Source organism: Myxococcus sp. CA039A, assembly GCF_013336645.1.
Taxonomy (GTDB): domain Bacteria; phylum Myxococcota; class Myxococcia; order Myxococcales; family Myxococcaceae; genus Myxococcus; species Myxococcus llanfairpwllgwyngyllgogerychwyrndrobwllllantysiliogogogochensis.
On record NZ_JABUMQ010000132.1, the window covers coordinates 21,762 to 27,761 of the forward strand.

Genomic DNA, 6,000 nt, shown 5'->3' on the forward strand with positions numbered 1-6,000 from the left:
CCCTGGAGGCTCCTTGTCTTGGATTCACGCTGGCCGGGCGCATCATTCCCGCCGCCTCACACCCCAGGAGTGACTGATGATGCGAAAGCTGGTTGCAGGAGGAGCGATGATGATTGCCCTCACCACGGGCCTGCTTGCCACCACTCTCGTTCAGTCCCCGCTTGGCGGGGCGACTGCGTTTACCGATGCCCCCTCCGTGCTGACTTCACGAGAGGAGGCGAGAACGCTTGGCAGATGTTCGGTCGACCTCTCCCCCTGCTTCAACACGGCGGAATGTCGGGTGCGTGGCATGGGCAACTGCCTCTATGAGGACTGACGCCCGGACCTGACTCGCACAGGAGTGCGAGTCCCTCGTTCCTCGAACGTCCTGGGCTCGCGCCCCTCCGGAGCGGTCACGACTACAGCCACTGCATTGCAAGAATATCAAAATTGCCGTCCACGCCGCTCCAGTTCCGTGCAAGAGACCCGCTGAGTGATTCGAGTGCTTGCAGCGCTTGACCGGACAGTGTCTGTCACGCCAGTTCGCAATCAGGGACGCAGTACCTGACATCGATGAGGGTGCGCGTCTGCGTCAGATTCGACTGGCAACCCGCGTACAGCGTGGCGGGCTGCCCGTTCTTCCGAGTGGTGCCGCACTTCGAGACGCAGGCCTGGACGTTCTCCAGCCAGTACACGAGGTCATTGTTCGGACAGTTGGGTGGAATGCCAATGCCCTGCTCCACACTCACAGGCGCCGTGCTGTCCGGTGCATCGGCGGCGGCCTCCACACCGCCACAGGCCGCGAGGGACAGGGAAGAAAACGTGGTCACCGCGATGGCAAGGCGAGACATGCGCATGTGCGACTCCTTCGGATGAGAGGAGTTGCCATGATGGACGCCACCCTCACTTCGGCCCAGGCACCCCCGCCCAGGACTGTCGCGCCGAGCACGCCACCGCCCAAGTGATGCGTTCGGGTTGGAAAGCTGCGCGATAACGCGCTTCCCACCCACCACCGGGACTTGTAGGGTGCCATCTGCCATGCGGCGGCTTGGATACCCAGCGGGTAGACGGTCCGTGGTGACACGGTCCGCTGCCTCTCCGGGGTACCCCCGGGGAATGATTTCGAGGAGCACAGCCCCACGCGAGGCCGGGACTGCGGCGAGCCGCAGTGCGGGCCACGCCAGACGGGACAGGTGGGTCCCAACCGCCGCGTGGCGCACGAGTGAGGCATGAGCAAACGGATCGCCGTGGCGAATGCGCTCGCATCCGCCTTCCTCTCCGGGCCCTGGACGACCGCGGGACTCGTCGAACGCGGAGCCGAAGTCATCGGTGGCCGGACGCCGTGGCTCCTCTCGGTCGTACGGAGCACACGACGGTTCTTCCCTCGGCCACCGCACGCCCGCTTCGAACTGCTCGCGGACATTCTCGCCACGCGTCCCGCCCTTCAGCGAGCCTGCGGCAATCCCCACGCCCCCGTGAAGATTCTCCACTGGGTCGCCACCGAGCCGGAAATGGGCCGCCAACCGTGGCCCGTTCCGTCACTCCCAACCCAGGCGGAGCTCACAGACTGGCTCGGGATGACCGACGCGCAATTGGGGTGGCTGGCGGATGCTCGCGGACTCGAACGCATGACCCCGCCAGGGCAGTGGCGGCGCTACCGCTACACCTGGATTCCGAAGCGCAGCGGCGGTGAGCGCCTCCTGGAACAACCCGGGCTGGACCTCTCGCGGCTCCAACGCAAGGTGCTGCACGGCATCCTGGATGTCATTCCGCCCCATGAGGCCGCATACGGGTTCGTCGCGGGCCGAGGCGTCCGCGGCTTCGCAGAGCCCCACGTGGGGCAGGCCGTCGTGGTGCGCGTGGACCTGGAGGACTTCTTCCTCTCCGTGAAGCCAGCGCGCGTCTGGGGGGTGTTCCGCGCCGCGGGTTATCCCGACGACGTGGCCACGACCCTCGCGGGGCTTTGCACGACCCGAACGCCCAGCGGAGTGCTGGAGCAGGCCCGTCGGTCGACGGATGGAGAAGCGCTCACCGCTCGCTGGCGACTGGCACGAAGGCTCGAGTCCCGGCACCTCGCCCAGGGCGCACCTACGTCACCTGCCCTCGCCAATCTCGCCGCATACCGACTGGATGTTCGTCTGTCGGCGCTCGCCTCGGCGCTGGGGGCCCGCTACACGCGCTACGCGGACGACCTTGCGTTCTCGGGAGGCGAGGCCCTGGCGCGGAGCACCGGCCGACTGCTGCGATGCGTGGCGCGAATCGTCCGGGAGGAGGGCTTCACGGTGCGAACCGAGAAGACTCGCGTGATGCGCCGGGGTCGCCAGCAACGACTGGCGGGTGTGGTGGTCAATGAGCACCCTTCCGTGCCTCGGGCGGACTACGACCGACTGAAGGCCATCCTTCACCTGTGCCGCACTCGAGGGCCCGCGAGCCAGAACACCGGGAGCCATCCCGAGTTCCGCGCGCACCTGCTCGGCCGGGTGGCCTGGGTCTCTCAGCTCAACCCCACTCGGGGAGCCAGGCTTCGCGCGATCTTCGAGCAGATTGCGTGGGAGTGAGGCCCCCGGTTCTTGAATCACCCCAGGGATGCAACTCCACACCACGTGGCGGGATGAAGCGCGGGCCTGCTTCGGCGGTCCGTGGCTGTTCCTGGCGTCTCCGCATGCTTTGGGCCGAGAATCGCGGGCGTCGGCGCTCTTGAGGCGTCGCCGTGCACCCGGCGGTCCGCCATGGCCAACGCAGCCTCCCAGCTCACCGTCCTCCAGCCACGTGCCCCCCTGGCACGACTGCGCGACGCCGCGAACCTGCTGGCCTCGCTCGCGCCCGGCACGCTCTTCGCGGTGGCGCTGGCGCTCGTGTCGAGCCAGCCGCGCTTCTCCTGGCTCACCGAGCCCCTGCGCTACCCCTGGGAGCTCTGGGTGGTGGCCCTCGCCGGCACGACAGCGACGGTGGCTGGGGTCGCGGACTGGCGCTACCACCGCGTGGCCCAGCTGCGGGTCGGCCCCAACGAGCACCGCGCGGAGTTCCTCGCCCTGGCGGGTGGCGGCTTCCCGCTCTTCCTGCTGATGTGCGCCGCCTCGGTGGCACACCGCCCGCTCGCGTTCCTGCTGCCCGTGCTCATCGTCCTCATCGGGACGGTGGTCCTCATCTGCTACGACGAGTTCGTCTTCCACCGTCGGCGGTGCGATGCCTGGGAGGCCCTGCTGCATCGGACCCTGCTCGGCGGCCATGCGACCGCGTTCCTCGCCTGGGCGCACTTCTGCTTCGTCCGCGAGGGCCTTCATGGCTGACCGCCCGCGCTCCCCATGGCGACGCGGCACCGAGCTGCTGACACGCGCCGCCCACCTCTACGACGCGCCGGGCTCGACGCTCGCCCACGAGGCCCGAGGAGCGTGGCGTGGGGGCTTCGCCAGCAGCGCGACGTGGATGGCACAGGCACTCGCCCAGGTTCGAGGACGGCCCGTCCTCGCCGACTTGCCACACGCGGGCCGGTGGGGCGCGCTCAAGTACGGCGGGGCACTCCTCGCGGCCCTCTGTTGCTGGGGGCTCGCCGTCGTCCTCGGACTGCCGCACGCGCTCTGCTTCGTGCTCGCGGTGCTCGCGTTCTACGCCGCCGAGGTCCAGGGACTCTTCCTCTTCCCCCTGCTGATGGATGGCGCCGAGCACCCCTGGCGCAGCGGACGCGCATTGCTCCGCCGAGCAGGCGGTACTCCGGGCGCCGTGGGTACGGTGCTCATGCTGGCGGGAGTGATGCTCCTCGGGGGGCTGGTCGGTCGCGGCTGGGTCCGTTGCTGGTGCCTGGGCTGTCTCGCGGTGGTGCACTGGTACGAGGACCTGCGCGCGTGAAGCTCACGGAGCTCTGGACTCGCGGCCTCGCCATCGCAGTGGACGCCGTGCGCGTCAACACCGTGGCGCTGGAGGTCCGACCGGAGGTCTCCCTCTGGCACAAGCAGCGCCGACCCGGCATGGGCGCGGTGATAGCCGCGGGCAATGTCTTCCTGCGCCTGTCTCGCAGCCACATCCGGATGTTTCCCTCGGCGAAACGCTGGCGGAACTGGGAGCTGGATTCCTTCGCGCTCCTCCACCCGGACCGCGCCGCCGAGGCACGCGGGGGCCGCGCCGTCGCACTGGAAGCCCTTCCTGGTGAGCGCCTCGACCGACTGCTCGCGCAAGGCCGACTCACCCAAACCATGGTCGAGGCTGCCGCGCGCGAGCTGCATCGAGCACATGGTCTGACGCCACCCCACGCCTCGCGCCCGTGGTCCCACGGCGATGCCCACCTGAAGAACCTCCTCTATGACGAGGCCGGACAGCGCGCGTGGCTCATCGACTTCGAGACCGAACACGACCCGCACCTCGCCACCGCCGAGCGCCACGCGGATGACCTGTTCGTCTTCCTGCTCGACCTGGGCGGACGCGCGACTCGGGAGCAGGCCCTCCCGTTGGCGGTGGCCTTCCTGCGTGCCTATCCCGAGCCTCACGTCCACAAGGCCCTGCGAGTCCGCCTGCGGCCACCTCGCGGACTGGAGCGAGCCCTCTGGAAGAGCCGCTCACACCACCTCCCGGAAGCACGGCTCCTGGAATGGCTGGAGCACCTTCGCCAAGAGGTGACGCGGATGGAGTCGGCCTCGGGCGCGGAGGACGCACCGGAATCCCGCCCCCTCGCGACCTGACCTCGGTAATCCGCTCTACTCGCGCGGCGAGACCCGCGGGGCCACGTCCTGCCGCCGCCACAGGGGCTTCACCGGCACCCGCTCCAGGATGCCGGAGCCGAAGACCCGGTCCAGCTCCAGATAGTCCATGTGCACGTAGCCGATGTGACACCCGCACGTCGTCTTCGCGCACGGCCGAGGCCTCAGCGCCTGGTCGAAGTCCGGAGCGTAGATGTTCCCAATCGGCTCATCGATGAAGTGACACCGGCGCGCCGTGCCCTCCCCGTCCACGGAGATGACCGACTCCCCTCCCCGGCACGCGCGGCCCAGGCTGGGATGCCGCACGTTGTTCACGGGAAACAACGGGTCCACGGCCGTGAAGCGCGCCACGTCCTCGGGCGAGTACGGCTCCTCCTGCCCATCCTTCACCGCGTTGATCCACAGGTACGTGTCGTCGGACAGCTCACGGCGCAGCGCCTCCGCCTCCTCGGCGAAGCGCAGGAACCCCACCATGCCCGCGCTGTGCCGGACACCCAGCGCCGTCAGCGTCTCACACTGCGCCACGAAGCGACGGCGCTTCATCCACTCCGGATGGTACGTCGCCCAGATGCCGAGCTTCTCCGCGCGGCAGTCCTTCACCCAGTCCAGCTTGCACGACAGGTTCGTCTGCGCCGCCACGCGCTCCACATGCGGCAGATGCGTCAGCCGCGCCAGCGCCTGCTGATACCAGGGCCAGATGAGCGCCTCGCCCCACGGCGTGAAGAACACGGACACCGTGTCCCCCGTGCGCGCCTCCACCCACGCCAGGAACCGCTCCAGGTCCGCGCGGTCCTTCGCGAGTTCCTCGTCGGTGTGCTTCCACTTGCCGAAAGGACAGTACTCGCAGCCGTAGTTACAGCTCGACAGCGGCCCTCGGTAGAGCACGGTGAGCTTCATCGCCAGGAGTACTCCTGTGACAGCTCACGAACCCCCGTCGAGTGCAGCCAGGGGCCAATCAAATCCGAGAGCTCCACCCCCGAGGGCGTGAGCCGCAGCGCCTGTCCGTCGCGCCGAGCCAGCCCGTGCGCCTCCAGCTCCAGCAGCTCCGGGAAGTCCTCCAGCACGTCGGTGCAGAACTGCTCGTGGTACGTCGCGAAGTCCACGCCCTCCGCCAGCAGCGACAACAGCATGTACCGCCGCCGCCGCTCCTCTCCGTCCAGGCGGAAGCCGTACCCCACTTCGCCAAAGGACTCCGCCGTGCGCGCACTGTACGACGCGATGATGGAGCGCACCTCGCGCGAGCCGACTGCGTACTCCGACGAGTAATGCACCTGTCCCGTGTACGAGCGAGCCCCGCACCCCAGCCCCACCATGCCGTCCTCCTGGCAGC

Annotated in this window: 7 protein-coding genes and 1 pseudogene; 5 read left to right on the forward strand and 3 right to left on the reverse strand. The window is 68.8% G+C overall.

The features are described from left to right. Positions 1-76 precede the first annotated feature (76 nt). On the forward strand, positions 77-316 hold the full coding sequence (locus HR086_RS22345) for a hypothetical protein (RefSeq protein WP_174466602.1): 240 nt from the start codon (positions 77-79) through the stop codon (positions 314-316). 196 nt (positions 317-512) lie between these two features. Here the strand turns inward: HR086_RS22345 and HR086_RS22350 are convergent, their stop codons facing one another. Then, entirely contained in the window at positions 513-830 is a 318-nt protein-coding gene (locus tag HR086_RS22350) for a hypothetical protein (RefSeq protein WP_254626423.1), read from the reverse strand. A 378-nt stretch (positions 831-1,208) separates the two neighbouring features. Here HR086_RS22350 and HR086_RS22355 point away from each other — a divergent pair, with 378 nt between their 5' ends. The 4 genes from HR086_RS22355 (at position 1,209) to HR086_RS22370 (ending at position 4,652) form a co-directional block, all read left to right on the forward strand. Next, positions 1,209-2,537: a reverse transcriptase family protein gene (locus HR086_RS22355; protein WP_174466604.1), complete on the forward strand. Its 1,329-nt coding sequence runs from the start codon at positions 1,209-1,211 to the stop codon at positions 2,535-2,537. A gap of 171 nt (positions 2,538-2,708) precedes the next feature. Next, entirely contained in the window at positions 2,709-3,269 is a 561-nt protein-coding gene (locus tag HR086_RS22360) for a hypothetical protein (RefSeq protein WP_254626424.1), read from the forward strand. After that, positions 3,262-3,825 (forward strand): hypothetical protein, encoded by a 564-nt coding sequence (locus HR086_RS48605; RefSeq protein WP_254614467.1) that lies wholly within the window; start codon positions 3,262-3,264, stop codon positions 3,823-3,825. Before HR086_RS22360 ends, HR086_RS48605 begins: the two co-directional genes overlap by 8 nt. Further along, entirely contained in the window at positions 3,822-4,652 is an 831-nt protein-coding gene (locus HR086_RS22370; RefSeq protein WP_373564341.1) for a hypothetical protein, read from the forward strand. The genes HR086_RS48605 and HR086_RS22370 overlap by 4 nt, the downstream gene beginning before the upstream one ends. Positions 4,653-4,667: 15 nt before the next feature. Here HR086_RS22370 and HR086_RS22375 read toward each other — a convergent pair whose 3' ends face one another. Both HR086_RS22375 and HR086_RS22380 read right to left on the reverse strand, forming a co-directional pair. Further along, a complete protein-coding gene (locus HR086_RS22375; protein WP_174466605.1) occupies positions 4,668-5,567 on the reverse strand; it encodes an STM4011 family radical SAM protein in 900 nt (299 codons plus the stop codon). Next, positions 5,564-6,000, reverse strand: a pseudogene (locus tag HR086_RS22380) (coproporphyrinogen III oxidase family protein); the annotation flags it as partial. The gene HR086_RS22375 and the pseudogene HR086_RS22380, both read right to left, overlap by 4 nt.